This is a genomic window from Paenibacillus cellulosilyticus (genome assembly GCF_003182255.1).
In the GTDB taxonomy this organism is placed as follows: domain Bacteria; phylum Bacillota; class Bacilli; order Paenibacillales; family Paenibacillaceae; genus Paenibacillus_T; species Paenibacillus_T cellulosilyticus.
In genome coordinates this window covers 93,103-110,074 of sequence record NZ_QGTQ01000006.1, presented here as the reverse complement: position 1 = coordinate 110,074, position 16,972 = coordinate 93,103, and the positions used below count along the sequence as shown (strand labels likewise).

14 protein-coding genes and 1 other annotated feature are annotated in these 16,972 nt (G+C 51.5%); all 14 genes read left to right on the top strand.

Going from position 1 to position 16,972, the window contains the following annotated elements:
- The first annotated feature begins 433 nt into the window (after positions 1-433).
- Complete coding sequence (locus DFQ01_RS10935; protein ID WP_110043938.1) at positions 434-1,864, top strand: amidohydrolase; 1,431 nt, start codon at positions 434-436, stop codon at positions 1,862-1,864.
- Positions 1,864-2,886 (top strand): ABC transporter ATP-binding protein, encoded by a 1,023-nt coding sequence (locus DFQ01_RS10930; RefSeq protein WP_110044013.1) that lies wholly within the window; start codon positions 1,864-1,866, stop codon positions 2,884-2,886. Before DFQ01_RS10935 ends, DFQ01_RS10930 begins: the two co-directional genes overlap by 1 nt.
- Complete coding sequence (locus DFQ01_RS10925) at positions 2,883-3,896, top strand: ABC transporter ATP-binding protein (protein WP_110043937.1); 1,014 nt, start codon at positions 2,883-2,885, stop codon at positions 3,894-3,896. The genes DFQ01_RS10930 and DFQ01_RS10925 overlap by 4 nt, the downstream gene beginning before the upstream one ends.
- 36 nt (positions 3,897-3,932) lie before the next feature.
- Positions 3,933-4,883, top strand: a complete 951-nt coding sequence (locus DFQ01_RS10920; RefSeq protein WP_110043936.1) for an ABC transporter permease — start codon at positions 3,933-3,935, stop codon at positions 4,881-4,883.
- A gap of 11 nt (positions 4,884-4,894) precedes the next feature.
- Positions 4,895-5,866 (top strand): oligopeptide ABC transporter permease, encoded by a 972-nt coding sequence (gene opp4C, locus DFQ01_RS10915; protein ID WP_110043935.1) that lies wholly within the window; start codon positions 4,895-4,897, stop codon positions 5,864-5,866.
- Between the two features lie 62 nt (positions 5,867-5,928).
- The gene (locus DFQ01_RS10910) at positions 5,929-7,635 is read left to right on the top strand and encodes an ABC transporter substrate-binding protein (protein ID WP_110043934.1); all 1,707 of its coding nucleotides are present in this window, start codon (positions 5,929-5,931) and stop codon (positions 7,633-7,635) included.
- A gap of 16 nt (positions 7,636-7,651) precedes the next feature.
- Entirely contained in the window at positions 7,652-7,819 is a 168-nt protein-coding gene (locus tag DFQ01_RS31555) for a hypothetical protein (RefSeq protein ID WP_245946622.1), read from the top strand.
- Positions 7,771-8,298, top strand: a complete 528-nt coding sequence (locus DFQ01_RS10905) for an SDR family NAD(P)-dependent oxidoreductase (protein WP_245946621.1) — start codon at positions 7,771-7,773, stop codon at positions 8,296-8,298. Before DFQ01_RS31555 ends, DFQ01_RS10905 begins: the two co-directional genes overlap by 49 nt.
- A 69-nt stretch (positions 8,299-8,367) precedes the next feature.
- On the top strand, positions 8,368-9,579 hold the full coding sequence (locus tag DFQ01_RS10900; RefSeq protein ID WP_245946620.1) for an MFS transporter: 1,212 nt from the start codon (positions 8,368-8,370) through the stop codon (positions 9,577-9,579).
- 199 nt (positions 9,580-9,778) lie between these two features.
- Positions 9,779-10,735 carry an ATP-binding protein gene (locus tag DFQ01_RS10895; RefSeq protein WP_110043932.1) on the top strand — a complete coding sequence of 319 codons (957 nt, stop codon included), beginning with the start codon at positions 9,779-9,781 and terminating at the stop codon, positions 10,733-10,735.
- A gap of 28 nt (positions 10,736-10,763) precedes the next feature.
- Complete coding sequence (locus DFQ01_RS10890; protein ID WP_110043931.1) at positions 10,764-11,633, top strand: tetratricopeptide repeat protein; 870 nt, start codon at positions 10,764-10,766, stop codon at positions 11,631-11,633.
- Between the two features lie 97 nt (positions 11,634-11,730).
- The gene (locus DFQ01_RS10885; protein WP_110043930.1) at positions 11,731-13,200 is read left to right on the top strand and encodes a protein adenylyltransferase SelO; all 1,470 of its coding nucleotides are present in this window, start codon (positions 11,731-11,733) and stop codon (positions 13,198-13,200) included.
- Between the two features lie 771 nt (positions 13,201-13,971).
- Positions 13,972-14,237, top strand: a binding site (T-box leader).
- Positions 14,238-14,414: 177 nt separating this feature from the next.
- A complete protein-coding gene (gene asd, locus DFQ01_RS10880) occupies positions 14,415-15,503 on the top strand; it encodes an aspartate-semialdehyde dehydrogenase (protein ID WP_110043929.1) in 1,089 nt (362 codons plus the stop codon).
- Positions 15,504-15,641: 138 nt separating this feature from the next.
- The gene (locus DFQ01_RS10875; protein ID WP_110043928.1) at positions 15,642-16,916 is read left to right on the top strand and encodes an erythromycin esterase family protein; all 1,275 of its coding nucleotides are present in this window, start codon (positions 15,642-15,644) and stop codon (positions 16,914-16,916) included.
- Positions 16,917-16,972 lie beyond the last annotated feature (56 nt).

Below are 16,972 nucleotides of genomic sequence, written 5' to 3'. Positions count from 1 at the left end.
ACGATATAAGAAGAGGCTGAACCCAAGCAGGTCGATAAGACCTTGCGGGTACAGCCTCTTCCACGATTATAGACGATGGCGGGAGACCTAATCACTTTGCCCCATTCGTATACAAAATGCGATCAAGGACGTCTTCATTTCACTGCGCGTTTCGAAAATGGGTTCATGCAAAATCGTAAGGAGCCTGTCTTCTAGTTCACATTGAATATTGTAAACGGCCGATAAGCCATCTCTATCGAACCGAGAATCGACCGTTTTACGCGGCTTAGGGCTCATCGATTGAATTCCTATATCGACATATCAAATAATCCTATACTGGGATTTATTGACTAAATGAGAGGTGCGATGATAGATTATGTTCAACTTAAAGTCGACTATCCTTATGCGAATTAAAGAAATTGCAGAGATGGACGCTTAGTACAGGAGGCTGGTCATGAGCAAGAAGCATATCGTAGAATGGATTGAACGCAATCAAACAAGCTTCGACGATTTGGCCGATCAAATCTGGGCACAACCAGAGCTTGCATATGAGGAGCGATTCGCGACAGAATCGCAAATCGGCGTGCTGCAGCATGCAGGGTTCCGCATCACCGGGGAGGTAGGCGGTATGCCAACTGCGTTCATTGCGGAATACGGCAGCGGAACGCCAGTTATCGGAATCATTGGTGAATACGATGCCTTACCAGGGTTATCCCAGCGTGTAAGCGCCTCGCCCGAACCAATCGTACACAATGGAGCAGGACATGGCTGCGGTCATAATCTGCTCGGAACAGCAGGCGTAGAGGCCGCGATAGCGATTGCTGACCGGCTGCTAACCGAAGGGCTGCCTGGTACAGTTCGTTATTACGGGTGCCCAGCCGAGGAGGTGCTGTCAGGCAAGACGTTCATGGCTCGCGAAGGTGTATTCGATGATTTGGATGCCGCATTGACTTGGCATCCAGGCTCCTCCAACTTAGCCGTATCTGCCGGCACATCGGCGCTAACATCGGTTGAGTTCCATTTTCACGGGCGCACCGCACATGCCGGAGCCGCTCCGCATCTAGGCAGAAGCGCACTGGATGCAGTGGAGCTTATGAATGTAGGTGCCAATTACTTGCGAGAGCATGTTCCTGACGGCTCCCGTATTCATTACACCATTACGAATGGCGGTATCGTACCGAATATCGTACCTGACCAAGCAAGCGTATGGTACTTTCTGCGGGGGGCGAACCGCGAGCACGTGGATGGCCTGCTCGAGCGGCTGCTCAATATTGCACGCGGCGCGGCGTTAATGACAGAGACGACTGTCACGTGGGAGATTAAGGCTGGCGCCTATGATTTCAAGCCGAATGAGACGCTGAATGATCTGCTTGTGCAGCAGTGGGATGAAGCGGGACCACTCGCTTTTACAGAAGAAGAGCGCACATGGGCAAATACGCTAACGGACAGCTTGGATCCTGCGGCATTGCGGCAAGCCCAGCAGCAGCTGGAGCGATTGGGGCTCGGAGAAGAAGGACCGCTTCCAACCGGGTTTGCGCGATGGAAGCCAGTAGGCGTTACGCTTGGCGGCTCAACCGATTTAGGGGATGTGTCATGGATTACGCCGGTAGGAACGGTAACGACAACCTGCGCACCAGTTGGTGTACAGGTTCATACTTGGCAGGCGACGGCATCGTTCGGCTCATCGATTGGACGAAAAGGAATGCAGTACGCCGCCAAGCTGATCGCTCTTGCTGCTTATGACCTGTTCACGAATGAAGAGACGTTATCACGTGCGAAAGAAGAATTCCGTCAAGCGACGCACCAGCGTGCCTATGTGCCCGCTATTCCGTCGCACGTACAGCCGCCGATCTCCCGATCGGACCGAGTTGAGGTCAGTCGATGATGGTGCCGCTGCTTGCGATCGATCAGCTATCCGTCGGGTTCAACACGGACAATGGAGAAGTCACCGTCGTGGAGAGCTTGTCTCTGACAGCAAAGGAAGGAGAGACGATCTGCATCGTTGGAGAATCGGGCAGCGGCAAGAGCGTAGCGTCACAATCCATTCTGCGTCTGCTAGGCGAAAACGGTATTATTCAGCAGGGCGAAATCCGATTCAAGGGCGATAATCTGCTGAATAAATCCGAGAAGGAGCTGCGGCTTATTCGCGGTAGGGACATCGCGATCATTTTTCAAGAGCCGATGACAGCTCTGAATCCGGTGTTCACAGTTGGTCATCAACTGCGTGAAGCGATTACGCTGCATTCGAAGCGAAAGGGCAGAGAGGCAACGGAATATGCGATTGATCTGCTTCGGCAGGTGGGCATACCAAGGCCGGAGTCTGTTATGCGTGACTACCCGCATACGTTGTCGGGAGGTATGCGCCAGCGTGCCGTCATCGCAATGGCGATTGCAAGCAAGCCTCAACTTTTAATCGCGGATGAGCCAACAACCGCATTGGATGTGACCGTTCAGGCACAAATCTTGCAGCTGCTGAAGGGACTGCAGGAAGGAAGCGGAACGACAATTTTGCTCATTACTCATGATCTCGGTGTGGTCGCGGAGATGGCGGATACGGTTGTCGTAATGTATGCTGGTCAAATCGTGGAGCAGGCCGATGCCGGATCGTTGTTCGATCGGCCTCTGCACCCCTATACACAAGGATTAATACATGCAATGCCTTCGCTTCAAACTAGAACAGGGGTGAACGATGAGCGGCTTGAATCCATTCCAGGCACGGTCCCTGCGCTGAATCGTCTTCCGCAGGGCTGCCGGTTCCATCCGCGCTGCGCCTACTCGCAGGACATCTGCAAGCAAAGTTCGCCCCCGCTTGTCACTGCAGGCGACAACCGGCTTGTTCGTTGTTGGCTCGCGTCGCTGCCGACCAGCAGTGAACCTTACGCGACATCAGGAGGCCAGGCACTATGACGACCAATACTGTAATCCATGAGGATGCACTAGCAGCTCGTTCTGCCTTGCCGATTGCACGGTTGGACAACGTAAGAACGTATTATCCGATCCGCAAAGGTGTGTTCAGTCGAACAGACGGCTATGTCAGAGCCGTAGATGGGGTAACGTTAAATATATACCCGGGTGAAACACTTGGTTTAGTTGGGGAATCGGGATGTGGCAAGTCGTCGATTGGCCGCACTATTCTTCGTCTAGAAGATGTTCATGAAGGCCGGATTTGGTTCAATGAAGAGGAAATTACACATTATTCAGACCGGCGGATGAAGCCGCTGCGAACCCAAATGCAACTGATTTTTCAGGACCCGTATGCTTCCTTGAATCCTCGGCAGCGGATAGGAGAGCTGCTTGCAGAGCCGCTCCGAGCACATAAGCTGTCCGACAGTAGAGGTACTGCTATGGAGGTTGATCATTTACTGGATTTAGTTGGCTTACCTCGAGCGAGCAAGGAAAGGTTCCCGCACGAATTCTCGGGCGGACAACGGCAGCGCATCGGTATCGCGCGTGCGCTTTCGGTCCAGCCGAAGCTCATCGTGTGCGACGAGCCCGTCTCCGCGCTCGATGTGTCGATACAAGCGCAGATTCTAAACCTGCTGCAGGATCTTCAGAAGGAGCTCGGCTTAACGTATCTGTTCATTGCACATGGACTTGGCGCGGTTAAGTACATCAGCACGCGCATTGCGGTTATGTACCTTGGCCAAATCGTCGAGCTAGGCGATAAGAACAGTCTATTCGACTCACCAAGGCATCCGTACACGAAGCTGCTGCTGGAAGCGAACCCCGTCTCTCATCCACGTTTGCGACAGCGCGAGAAGGTCGTGCTCGAGGGTGAAGCGCCGAATCCGGCAGATCCGCCTAAGGGCTGTCGCTTCCATACACGATGTCCCTACGCACAGGCAAAGTGTCAAGAGGAGGAGCCGCGGCTTGACGGAAGTTTGCACGCTGCAGCTTGCCATTATCCGCTCTGGTAAGGATGGGGCGATAGGAAAGGAGGACTGCGTAAGCACATGCTGCCCTACATAACTCGGAGACTGCTCATCTCGATTCCGGTGCTGTTAGGCATTACAGTTATCAGCTTTATCATTATGAAGCTCGCGCCTGGTAATCCCGTGGATATGCTGATTGACCCGAATACCCCCCCTGAACTGCTGGATGCGAAGAAAGAGATGTTAGGCCTCAACAGCTCCTTCATCGTTCAATATTGGCATTGGCTGAGCGGATTGCTGCATGGACAGCTTGGGTACTCCTTCAGCTCATACGCGCCAGTTGCAGGCATGATTGGCGAACGAATTGGGCCGACGCTGCTGCTTGCGCTCACGGCACTGCTGATAGGGCTGCTAATTGCCATCCCGCTTGGTATTGCGAGTGCAGTACGACACAATAAGGCATTCGACCATACGATGACCGGTCTAGCGTTCGTAGGTCTATCGATACCGCCATTCTTTCTTGGCCTAGGCTTGATCTATTTGTTCACCTTGAAGGTGCATTGGCTTCCGACAGGAGGGATGAGCACATTAGGTGGCGAGGGTGGCATTGGCGATACGCTCAGACATCTAATTCTGCCAGCATCTGTACTTGCTGTTGGTATCGTCGGGAAGAAGATCCGATACATACGCGCGAGTATGCTGGATGTACTTGGCCAGGAGTATCTGCGTACGGCAAGAGCGAAGGGCGTGAAGGAATCGCTGGTCGTCTACAAGCATGCACTTCGGAACGCACTGCTGCCGATTCTCACCGTAATCGGAACCGAAATTCCGGTTCTGCTGGGAGGAAGCATTCTTGTCGAGCAAATCTTCCAGTGGCCGGGTATCGGTCAGCTGACGATGCAATCGATTCTATCGCGCGATTATCCGACCTTGATGGCGCTTAATCTCGCTGCGGCGATTGTTGTCATGGCTTCGAATCTCGTTACCGACATTCTCTATTCGTTCGCTGATCCGCGAATCCAGTACAGATGAGGAAGGTGCTTATGCGTGTAAGTGAACTGGAGCTTCAGGATGCAGCAGCCGGATTATTAGAATCGTCGTCATCCGGGGCGTTGTTGCGTCAACAGACGGATTCGAGGGGGACAGGAGCATCGAACGACATTGAGACAAGTCCATCTGCGGGATTGTTCCGACAGGTTGCAGGACGGTTCGTGAAGCATCGGTTAGCCGTGATTGGACTGGTTGTTACGTCTCTCTTAATCGTGATCGGTATTCTCGCGCCACTGTTAACGCCGCATTCGCCGTACGCGGTAACAGCCTCTTTCTCGGCAGCGCCTTCCGGCGATCATTGGCTGGGCACGGATCAGGTGGGCCGAGATGTGCTAAGTCGTCTGATCGCAGCCTCGCGCGTCTCATTGATCGTTGGCTTCTCGACAGTTGGCCTATATATTACGTTCGGCACATTGGTTGGTCTTATCTCGGCCTATGTCGGTGGATGGCTGGATATGATTGTCATGCGAGTAACCGATATGTTCATGGCGTTCCCATTCCTGATGGTCATTCTGGTCGTTGTGAGTGCGCTCGGCGCCAGTCTGAACACCATCATCATCGTATTGGCGTTGTTCTCTTGGCCGGCTGTGGCACGCCTCGTCAGAAGCAGCATCCTGTCTCTGAAGCAGCTTGATTATATTAAAGCTGGCCGAGCGCTGGGCTACAGCGCACCTCGCATCTGGTTTCGGCATCTGCTGCCGAACGCATTAGGTCCGATTATCGTCAACGCAACGTTCGGCATTGCGAGTGCCATTATGAGCGAAGCGGGTCTTAGTTTTCTTGGCATGGGAGTTCAGCCACCTGCAGCTAGTTGGGGCAATATGCTCAGCGACGCGCAATCGTTGACCGTGTTGACCGATCAGCCATGGTTGTGGGTTCCAGCTGGAACGATGCTGTTAATTACGGTGCTTGCGATAAACTTTGTCGGTGATGGGCTGCGTGATGCGCTTGATCCGAAGCGTTGAATAGGGATCTAGTTCGTCTGCTTATCGTCCATCATTCGATGCAATCCAAGGAGGAATTCCAAATGAAATCATCGCTGCGATACCTTACATTCACGCTGCTTGCTGCTTTGCTCGTACTCTTATCGGCATGCGGCAGCAATAGCGACAAAGACAAAGAGACAGCTGCAGGTCAGACCTCCAGCACAGATACAGCGAACGCTGCTGACGCAGCCGATACGAAAGCCGATCCTGCCGCTGATACAGCCACTTCAACCCCTGCGAAGGAAAAGGTTGTGACGGTGGGCATCGTCAACTCCCCTCCGACGCTGAACCAGATCAACGATCAAGGCGATTCCGCCACACGAACGGTACTGGCACTTATTAACGATTCATTGCTCGATATTAATACGTCGTTCGAGTTTCTGCCGAAGCTGGCCGATTCCATCGAGACGACCGACAATCAGAACTATGTCGTGAAGCTGAATTCGAATGCCAAGTGGAATGACGGCCAGCCATTCACGACAGCTGACGTGAAGTTCACGCTCTTAACAGCACTCAATCCGAAGGTCGAAAGCTCGTTCCGCCTAAGCTTCATTGATGGCACGAACGATGCAGGAAAGCTGGAGGAGGGACAGACGGAGCTGTCTGGTCTTACCATTGTGGATGAGCATACGTTCCAGGTGAAGACGAAGACGCCGATCGACCCGAATATTTTCAAAGAGACGTTCGCGACGAAGGTGTATTTCATTCCCGAGCATGTGCTGAAGGACGTTGCACCTGATCAGCTTGCGACAAACCCCTATTTCCAGAAGCCTGAAGTAACGATTGGCGCATTCAAATTCGCAGATTTCAAGAAGGATCAGTATACGGAAGTCGTTCGTAACGACAATTACTACCGCCCGGTTGCGAAGCTGGATAAAATCTACGTCAAGGTTCTGCCAGCGACGAATCTTATAGCACAACTGCAGACAGGGGACATTCAGATGAACTCGCTGCCAGTCGGCCTTATTCCAATCACCGACTATGACAAGCTGAAGGCGCTGCCGAATGTAACCGTTGATTCCAGTGGTCCGTCTGAGCCGGCAGAGCTGTTCTTCAACAACAAGACGATTAATGACGTTAAAGTCCGTCAAGCGATCGCTTATGCACTGAATCGCCAGCTTATCGTCGACCAGCTGCTGAAAGGACAGGCGGAGGTCATCGACGGCAGTGTGCCAAGTGACAACCCTTACTACAACAAGGATATTCAGCTCTTCTCTTATGACCCAGACAAAGCCAAAGCGTTACTCAAGGAAGCCGGTTGGGATTCGAGCAAGACGCTTCGATTCCTCGTGCCAGCGGGCAACAAGATACGCGAACAAGCTTCGGACATTCTCGTTCAGAACTTGAAGGATGTCGGCTTCAAGGTTGACGTGCAGAAATTCGACTTCAGCACGCTTATTCAGAAGGTACTCAAGGGAGAGTACGATTTGACGATCTTCAACCGCGACTATTACATCGAACCGAGCAACTACTTCTCGCTGTTCAAGAGCGACAATGCGAACAACTTTATTTACTACAACAATCCGCAAGCAGATGAGCTGATTACACAAGGCTCGACCGAATCAGATCCAGCCAAGCGACATGATATCTATAATAAACTGCAGCAAATTCTTCATGATGATCTTCCGACGCTCAGCGTCTATTCGGAGAAGCGGCTGGAAGCAGTCTCGAATGTGGTGGTCGGCGGAAAGCCGCTCAACCTCGGTACGTTCAACAATGTGAATGAGTGGGATCTAACAACTAATTGATAGAGGAGCGATTTCAATGAGCCAAAATCTCGTTATTGTCGGTGCAGGTCCAGGCGTTAGTGCAGCAGTGGCACGCAAATTCGGTTCAACGGCTTCCGGGTCGTACTTGTCGCCCGTAATCCATTATCGCTGGAGGTGCTCGCGAGCGAGCTCCGCGATCAATCGATTGAAGCTTACACCGTAACAGCAGATGCCTCTAAGCCAGAGTCTATAGCTGATGCATTCCAAACGATTCGTGAGCAGCATGGTACACCAGATGTACTGCTCTATAATGCGGCGGTAATATCCAAAGGCACTATCTCGACATTAGATGAACAGAAGTTGATCGACGAGTTCAAAGTGAATGTCGTAGGCGCACTGTCGAGCGTGAAGGAGGTCATTCCGGCATTCCGCGAGCGGAAGGAAGGAACGATTCTGATTACGGGAGGAGGCCTCGCGATCTCGCCGAATCCGGATTACGCATCCTTGTCGATTGGCAAAGCAGGCGTACGCTCACTTGCATTGTCGCTTGCCCAAGAATTGCAACCAGACAACATCTATGTCGGTACGGTTACGATTGGCGGCTATGTTGCCAAAGGCACCGCGTACGATCCAGATGAGATTGCCGGGAAGTATTGGGAGCTGTATCAGCATCGCAATCAGGTTGAATTCGTATACGCGTAATGAATGAACCAATTGCAGCAGGTGCAGCAGAATGCCTGACTGCCAGCAGATAGATAGGGGAGCTGCGTGGTGGAGCAGTGGAAACGAAATTTGTACATCTTATGGATCGGTCTGTTCCTTAACCATATGGCTTACACCTTGTCCGTTCCGTTCTTTCCTTTATTTCTTCAACAAGATTTAGGGATCAAGAGCGGGCTGGAAGTGTGGGCTGGCGTATCGATCTCCGTCAGCTTCCTGATCAGCGGCTTGTGTGCGCCTTTCTGGGGATCGCTGGCTGACCGTTATGGCAGCAAGCTCATGCTCTTCCGTTCAGGTGTGGGGCTAGGCCTAGCGCATTTGGCCAATTTCTTCGTCTATGATCCAGTCACCTTCATTCTAGTACGTATATTCCAAGGACTCATGGCCGGCTTTAGTCCGGCCTCTGTCACCTTCGTCGGAACGAATACGCCTGAGAAGCACGTTGGTTATGCGCTAGGTGTAATCTCGACCTCTACAGCAGCAGGTGGTATTATTGGACCGCTTGCTGGAGGCGTATTGAGCCAATGGGTAGGCCTGCGCGGCTGCTTCATCGCTTCTGCAATCATCACGCTCCTATCGGCGACGATTGTGCTCGGGGTGAAGGAGGTGCATCGCCGGCGTTCGACGGAGCGAACCAGTGTCGTGCAGGATGTGAAGCGAGCTGCGACCAACCCGAAGCTGCTGCGAATTTACGGGCTTATCCTGCTTGTCTCGACATCCGTCTTAATTCTCGAGCCGCTGATTACGATTTACGTCGTGCATCTTGGCGGCAGTCAGAGCAATGCAACGCTTAGTTCAGGCATCGTATTCTCGGCAATAGGGGTTGCAACTGTGCTAATGGGGCCGCGTTGGGGGAAAATCGGAGGGAGAATCGGTTATAACAAGACGCTGTTCATCGGCTTGATCGGAGGCGGACTCGGCAATCTGCTGCAGATGTTCGTGCACAATCTTGTTGGATTCGGCTTGCTTCGGTTTAGTTACGGGTTATTCTTCGCTGCTGTGTTCCCGGCGTTAAACGCGCTTATTATCCAACATGCAGACAGAGAATTCCGCGGGAGAGCTGTTAGTCTTAGTCAATCCGCCAATCAATTCGGCATTGTGGCAGGGCCGCTGTTAGGTGGTTTGCTTGGCGGCTGGCTGGACATCCCGTACATCTTCCTACTAACCGGTATCGCCTTGTTAGCCGCTGCTTGGAGCGTGAAAGGTTCGATGTTTATGAGGCCTATTGCTCGTGAGCAAGGTGCTGCGAGCAGCGATACATAATCGTTGTTGCATAAGGCGTTGTTTAAGATGATCGAAAGGCTGAGCAGGATACTGCCCAGCCTTTTTATTTTGTGAAATTGTAACAGAATTTATATTTCTCTAATCGTATAAGACGCTGGAATTGGTAGAGTTACATGCTGGTTCTATTGTAAAATGTAACAAAGAGAAATATTGGAATTATGCCGAAGGAGTGAAATAGATGTCAGATTTCGATGAACTTGCAGAGCGTAGAAGGAAAAACTTGAAGCTCATTCAATTCAATAAAGACGATCAATCGCTAGTAGAATCCGATAAACCAAAGGAGACCTTCGCTGACGTTGGCGGTTTGGAAGATGTGAAGAAGAAGATTCGCATGAACTTTATCATGCCGTTGAAGCAGCCGGAGTTGTTCGCTGCTTATGGTAAAGAGGCCGGCGGAAGCTTGCTGTTGTTCGGTCCTCCGGGCTGCGGCAAGACGTTCTTGGCGCGTGCAGTGGCAGGCGAGATCGATGCAAACTTCATGCATATCGAGCTGCAGGCGATTCTATCAATGTATGCAGGACAGACGGAGCATAATTTGCATGATATTTTCGAGAAGGCAAGATTGAATAAACCTTGTGTTATCTTCATCGACGAGCTGGACGCGATGGGTGGCTCCCGTCATCAAATGCGTCAGCATCACGATCGGATGCTCGTTAACCAGCTGCTGCTTGAGCTCGATGGTCTGCAGGCGCAGAATGACAATGTGTTCGTCATCGGCGCGACGAATACGCCGTGGTATCTGGACTCTGCACTGCGTCGTCCAGGCCGGTTCAATCACTTGGTGTTCGTACCGCCGCCTGAAGAGACAGAGCGTGAGACGATCCTGCAGCTCAAGCTAGCGGGTAAACCGATGGGCTCTATTGATCTGAAGAAGATCGCTGCGGATACGCGCTTGTTCTCCGGAGCCGATCTTGAGCAGCTCGTGCAAGATGCGGTAGAGTCCGCGCTTGAACGGATGTTCGAATCGGGTGAGATCGAGCCGATCACACAGAACGACATGAAGAACGCGTTGAAATCTCGCAAAGCGACGACATTGGAATGGTTCTCAACAGCTCGTAATTACGCGACCTTCAGTGATGTGAATAAGGATTATCAAGTTATTTTGGACTATATGAAGAAGCATGGGGTTAAGTAGCTTGCAGCATGAGAGGAGGTAGATTGTTGTGTACGAATCTAATGACCAGGCTCTGAGAGCGGTGTACCAGCTTATTTCTTGGAGACGATATAAAGAAGCGCTAGAAGAAACACAGCAGCTCCTCCGAAAGCAGCCTGAGGATCCTGATTTGTTTGCCCTGCTGGGGCAAATCTATCTGGGGATGAGCGATCATGAGAAAGCTTTACACTGGTCGGATGAAGCCCTGAAGCAAGATCCCGATCATCAAATGGCATGGTACATTCGGATTGTTGTTTACTATGAACGAGATGACGATGCAGCTTTCTATGAAGCGCTGCCAGAAGCACAACGAATCGATCCGTATGAAACAAACTATTATTTCTTCCATGCCAATCTGTTGAACAAGAAAGGCAAGTACAAGGAAGCGAAAGAGAAGATTCTACAAGCGCTCGCTATTGATTCGCAATCTCCGATGCTGCTGGCAATTCTCAGCTATACGGAAGCATTGCTCGGGAATGTGTCAGAGAGTCATCGTTTGGATCGGCAGGCGATTCAATATGATAGCGAGAACCCTCAGCTTCTGATGTACTTGGCTTGGGCGGCAGGGACTCGCGGCGATTACAAGCTGCAGGAAACGTATATGAGGACGGTAGTTCGGATAGATCCGGACAATAAACAGCACCGGGATGAATATCTTTCAGCGCTGCAGCAAAGTCAATGGCTCTATCGAGCCGTGCTGTGGCCTACGAAGTTTCTGCGGAGACTTAAGCCTTGGCAAATTCTGGCGATCTGGATAGTTGCGGGTATTATTTTCAGACCGTTGTTACTTGGGTTCATCGTGCTGTATATTGCAGCGCATTGGATATCCAAAGGCATCGTGCATGTTCGTGTATTCGGCTGGGGCAGAAGAGGCACGTAGCTTAAGTTTCCGCCACGAAATAGGGTGCACGGCTTTGGCTCATACTACTAATGATTATCCAAGCAGACAACCACATGGGCTTGAAGAAGGAGATACGATGACAGAATTAAAAGCAGGATGGAACCTCGACAATAGCTATGCGCGTCTCTCTGAAAACTTATTCGCAAGCGTCAGCCCGACGGAGGTGGAGGAACCGGCACTTGTCATTCTGAATGAGCCAGTGGCTGCGTCGCTTGGGCTCAATGCCGATGCGCTAAGGAACAGTGACAGCGTTGCGATATTTGCTGGCAATGCGCTGCCTGACGGCTCAGAACCCATTGCGCAAGCGTATGGCGGTCATCAATTCGGACATTTCAATCGACTGGGCGATGGTCGTGCGCTGCTGCTCGGTGAACAGATTACACCTAATGGCGAGCGGTTCGATATTCAGCTCAAAGGTTCTGGCAGAACGCCGTATTCCCGCGGCGGCGATGGTCGTGCTGCCCTTGGCCCGATGCTGCGGGAATACATTATCAGCGAAGCGATGCATGGACTTGGTATTCCGACGACACGCAGCCTAGCGGTCGTGACGACAGGCGAGCCGGTGTATCGCGAAACGCCGCTGCCAGGCGCCGTCTTGACGCGAGTGGCGGCCAGTCATCTGCGGGTCGGCACGTTCCAATTCGCTGCGGCATGGGGAACGCGTGAGGATCTGCGCGAGCTCGCGGACTATGCGCTGCAGCGGCATTTTCCCAATGCAGTCGTTGAAGAAGGGGACAACCGCTATCAGGTGCTGCTGCGCAAGGTTATTGAACGGCAGGCATCACTCATAGCAAAATGGCAGCTGGTCGGCTTCATTCACGGGGTCATGAACACCGATAATATGACGATCAGCGGGGAGACGATTGACTACGGCCCATGCGCATTTATGGATGCATTCGATCCTGCGACCGTATTCAGCTCCATCGATACGCAAGGACGTTATGCGTACGTCAATCAGCCGCGCATTGGCGGTTGGAATCTAACGCGACTAGCCGAAGCGCTGCTTCCGCTGCTGCATGAGAACGAAGAGGAAGCGGTGAAGCTGGCCGAAGACGAGCTGCAGCAATATGTCGACTGGTATCATCAGCATTGGCTTGCCGGAATGCGAGCGAAGCTGGGACTGGCAGATCACGAAGAAGAGGACGAAGAACTCATCGAAGAGCTGCTCATTATGATGCAGAAGACGAAAGCGGACTATACGAATACGTTCGTCGCGCTTACGTTCGATCGGTTCGAGGATCTCCCGGAGCTGCAAGCACATGAAGATTTCGCAGCTTGGCTCGATCGCTGGCTCGTCAGAAGAGGGCGTCAAGCCGCATCGCTGGAGGATGCGCATGACCTTATGCGGCGCAGCAATCCGGCAGTCATTCCTCGCAACCATCGGGTGGAGGAAGCGCTGAGTGCGGCGATAAAGGGCGATTACAGTGTGATGGAGCAGCTATTACGTGTGCTTGCTCATCCCTATGCCCATACGGAGGAACAGGCCGAATACGCTGTACTGCCTGAACAGCCGAATTGCAATTACCGCACATTCTGCGGAACGTAAAGTGAATAAGCGAAGAGAAGAAGGCCGAGAGAGCGGGCCTTCTTCTGCTTTATTCGACTTTCTTACTTTCGATGGATGAGCAGCGTCTAACTGGGCAACCATTAGTTTGCATGAAGAGGTCGTTTAGAGGATGAGGTTGAAACGTATTCTTGTTGTTTTAAGTTAACATAATATAAATTATGTACTCTTACATTTATCTCGACACACTTCAATTATCAAATGGAGTAGTATGACCGGACTGAAGGTAATTCGATTACCGTAGACCCCGAAGAAGGAGAATGTATTGGTTTAGTTTCTTACGAACTCCAACATTACGCTGCACAAACCTAAGGAAACTGCAGCACTTTCCGAACGTGAAGCGATTCAGGCAGCATCAGGTTATTTTACACTTTCCTCTATTGCGAAGAGTGTAAAGGTCGAGTATCAACTATTAACGGCCCCAGATATTCAGACCTTCTCGGAAGCTGCAATTCAAAAAAACGTTAAATTAAAAGATGGTTTAAAGGAAACGCCTGTTTTTATCGTGACATTTAAAGGTGTACGGTTTCCGGCAGCGGGCGGCAATGTGGAGGGCAGCAAATCGAAACGCGTCATTTTCACTGAAAATAATGTCGTTGTCGATTCGTTGTCAGGTGAAGTGTTGTTTTCATTTAGCCATCAATAGATTTTGCGAGGCAGTCGTCTTCAGATAAGAAAAATAAGGTGATGAACTAATTTTTTTCAAAATAATAGTTTACCAGACGGTAAAAATTTGATACGCTATAGCCAATATTAAATGCGACGAAGAGAAGAGTAGGTAAACGAAGGCTTTTACAGAGAGCTCCGGCAGCTGGAAAGGAGCAAAGCACTGTTTATTGAAAAAAGGCTCAGAGCAGCACGCCGGAACTACTGATGATGAGGGGTGGCGTGACAGGAGCTCCTGTTACAGAGCTGGAGTATAAGCTTTACTTACGTAAAGCCGTACTCGACGAGGCTAACTACGGCGACGTTTTAGCGAATCTAGGGTGGTACCATGAGAATACAATCTCATCCCTAAGACTTTTATTTTAAGTCTTGGGGGTGGGATTTTTTTGTTGTTCCAGCGTAATACCGAATAGTCTACAATGGAGTCAGTGAGAAATTCTAATGCAGTGAGAAAACCGCTTCTTATGTGGTCCAAAGCGTAATCAACACCATATCATATTTGTGTATAGAGGAAAGGATTGAACGAATAAATGGCAAACAAATTGAAAGTTGGTATCGTTGGCGGAACGGGCATGGTAGGTCAGCGTTTCGTTGAACTTCTGAATAATCATCCTTGGTTCGAAGTAACAGCAATTGCAGCGAGCGCAGGCTCCGCAGGCAAAACGTACGAGCAATCCGTACAAGGCCGCTGGAAGCTCGAAACGCCTATTCCTGATGCAGTGAAACAAATCGTCGTTCAAGACGCTTCGAAGGTAGAAGAAGTGGCAAGCGGCGTTGACTTCATTTTCTGCGCGGTAGACATGAAGAAAGACGAAATCAAAGCGCTGGAAGAAGCATATGCGAAAACGGGAACGCCTGTTGTATCGAACAACTCGGCTCACCGTTGGACGGCAGACGTGCCGATGGTTATTCCGGAAATCAATCCAAGCCATCTCGAAGTTATTGAAGCACAACGCAAACGTCTCGGTACGACGACGGGCTTCATCGCAGTTAAACCGAACTGCTCGATCCAAAGCTACGTGCCAGCGCTGAACGCGCTGCTCGACTTCAAGCCGAAAACAGTTGTTGCATCGACGTACCAAGCCATCTCCGGTGCAGGCAAGAATTTCACGGACTGGCCGGAAATGCTCGACAACGTGATCCCGTACATCGGCGGCGAAGAAGAGAAAAGCGAGCAAGAGCCGCTTCGTATCTGGGGCAGCGTGGAAGACGGTCAAATCGTGAAAGCAAGCGAGCCACAAATCACGACGCAATGTATCCGCGTTCCTGTAACGGATGGCCACTTGGCGACGGTATTCGTGAAATTCGAGAATGCGCCAACGAAGGAAGAGATTCTGAATCGTTGGGCAAACTACAAAGGACGTCCGCAAGAGCTCGAGCTGCCAAGCGCGCCGAAGCAATTCATTACGTACTTCGAAGAAGAAAACCGTCCACAAACGAAGCTCGATCGCAACATCGAGAACGGCATGGGCGTATCCGTAGGTCGTCTGCGTGAAGATTCGCTGTATGACTTCAAATTCGTTGGCCTGTCGCACAACACGCTTCGCGGCGCAGCCGGCGGTGCAGTTCTGATCGCTGAGCTTCTCAAAGCAGAAGGCTACATTCAACCGAAGGCTTAATAGCCGTTCATGAATATGAAACCAAGCAAGCTTCCTGATTCATTCAGGGGCTTGCTTTTTTGTTGTATAGGAATAGCCGCTTTGGAACAAACTTCACATGGCATTATAGGTGAAATACGGATACGGAAAGGGGCGTCTATGGTGGAAAATGAAGTGCTGGAGGCCATCCGCAAGCTTGCTAAGCCCTATAAAGGGCCTCATGACGCTGGTGCTGCCGAGCTGCTTGAGCAGATGGGTCGCGCGACGTTCGTTCTGCTCGGCGAGGCTTCGCATGGCACATCAGAATTTTATACCGATCGTGCAGCGTTATCGAAGCGGCTCATTACGGAATATGGCTTTCGTTTCATTGCAGTAGAAGGGGATTGGCCCGCGTGTTACACGCTGAATCGTTATGTCAAAGGATACGCGGACGCTGGTGTAAGTGCGCGCGAAGCGTTGCGAGACTTCGAACGTTGGCCTTCTTGGATGTGGGCGAATCGAGAGATCGTTGAGCTCGCAGAATGGCTGCGCGACTATAACTCGGACAAGTCTGAAGCAGACAAAGTCGGCTTCTATGGAATCGATATGTACAGTCTCTGGGAATCGATGGAGGCCATTCTCGAATATCTGGAGTCGAAGCCGGGCTCCGATTTGGAGGCGGCACGGCGGGCATTCGAATGCTTCGAGCCGCATGGTCGGGACGAGCAGCGGTATGGCGCATCCTCCGCGTTGTTCGGCGAGAGCTGCGAGGACGAGGTCATTGCCCTTCTTCGCAAGCTTCAGGACAAGTGGCAGCAAGCAGCGCCGGAAGATCGCGAAAGTGCGTTCAGCACGGAGATGAATGCCCTAGCAGTGGCAGGCGCGGAATCGTACTACACAACGATGATTCGCCAAGATGCAGATTCGTGGAACATACGCGACCGACATATGGTGAGCGCTCTTGAACGGCTCATGGCATTCCATGGCGAGGGCGCTCGTGCGATCGTCTGGGAGCATAACACGCATATTGGTGATGCAAGAGCGACGGATATGGCCGAGGATGGAATGGTTAATGTCGGCCAACTGCTGCGGGAGAAGTATGGAGATAAGGTTTTCGCTGTAGGCTATGGGACATACACGGGGACGGTCATTGCCGGACGGTCTTGGGGGATGGAGCTGGAGGTAATGCCCGTTCCGTGTGCGATGGCGAAGAGCTGGGAGGAGCTGCTGCATCGGGTGGGGCCTGATAATAAGCTGCTGCTTTTCGGCGGGGACGAGCTATCGATTCTTGATGAGGTGTCGCTTGGGCATCGAGCGATCGGCGTCGTCTATCACCCCGAGCGCGAACGGGGGAACTACGTGCCGTCCGTATTGACGGAGCGGTACGATGCGTTTATTTATTTCGACGAGACGACAGCGCTGTCGCCTCTGTCGAGAGAAGTCGTTCCTGTGTAAGGTGCTGCGCAAAAGCCGCGATGAATGCGGCTTTTTTCTTTTTGTATAGAAAGCCT

What these genes read in the sequence shown, in the direction of transcription:
- asd (WP_110043929.1), top strand. Translation starts at nt 14,415, where the DNA reads ATGGCAAACAAATTGAAAGTTGGTATCGTTGGCGGAACGGGCATGGTA.
- DFQ01_RS10895 (WP_110043932.1), top strand. Translation starts at nt 9,779, where the DNA reads ATGTCAGATTTCGATGAACTTGCAGAGCGTAGAAGGAAAAACTTGAAG.
- DFQ01_RS10875 (WP_110043928.1), top strand. Translation starts at nt 15,642, where the DNA reads ATGGTGGAAAATGAAGTGCTGGAGGCCATCCGCAAGCTTGCTAAGCCC.
- DFQ01_RS10885 (WP_110043930.1), top strand. Translation starts at nt 11,731, where the DNA reads ATGACAGAATTAAAAGCAGGATGGAACCTCGACAATAGCTATGCGCGT.
- DFQ01_RS10930 (WP_110044013.1), top strand. Translation starts at nt 1,864, where the DNA reads ATGGTGCCGCTGCTTGCGATCGATCAGCTATCCGTCGGGTTCAACACG.
- DFQ01_RS10935 (WP_110043938.1), top strand. Translation starts at nt 434, where the DNA reads ATGAGCAAGAAGCATATCGTAGAATGGATTGAACGCAATCAAACAAGC.
- opp4C (WP_110043935.1), top strand. Translation starts at nt 4,895, where the DNA reads ATGCGTGTAAGTGAACTGGAGCTTCAGGATGCAGCAGCCGGATTATTA.
- DFQ01_RS10925 (WP_110043937.1), top strand. Translation starts at nt 2,883, where the DNA reads ATGACGACCAATACTGTAATCCATGAGGATGCACTAGCAGCTCGTTCT.
- DFQ01_RS10920 (WP_110043936.1), top strand. Translation starts at nt 3,933, where the DNA reads ATGCTGCCCTACATAACTCGGAGACTGCTCATCTCGATTCCGGTGCTG.
- DFQ01_RS10910 (WP_110043934.1), top strand. Translation starts at nt 5,929, where the DNA reads ATGAAATCATCGCTGCGATACCTTACATTCACGCTGCTTGCTGCTTTG.
- DFQ01_RS31555 (WP_245946622.1), top strand. Translation starts at nt 7,652, where the DNA reads ATGAGCCAAAATCTCGTTATTGTCGGTGCAGGTCCAGGCGTTAGTGCA.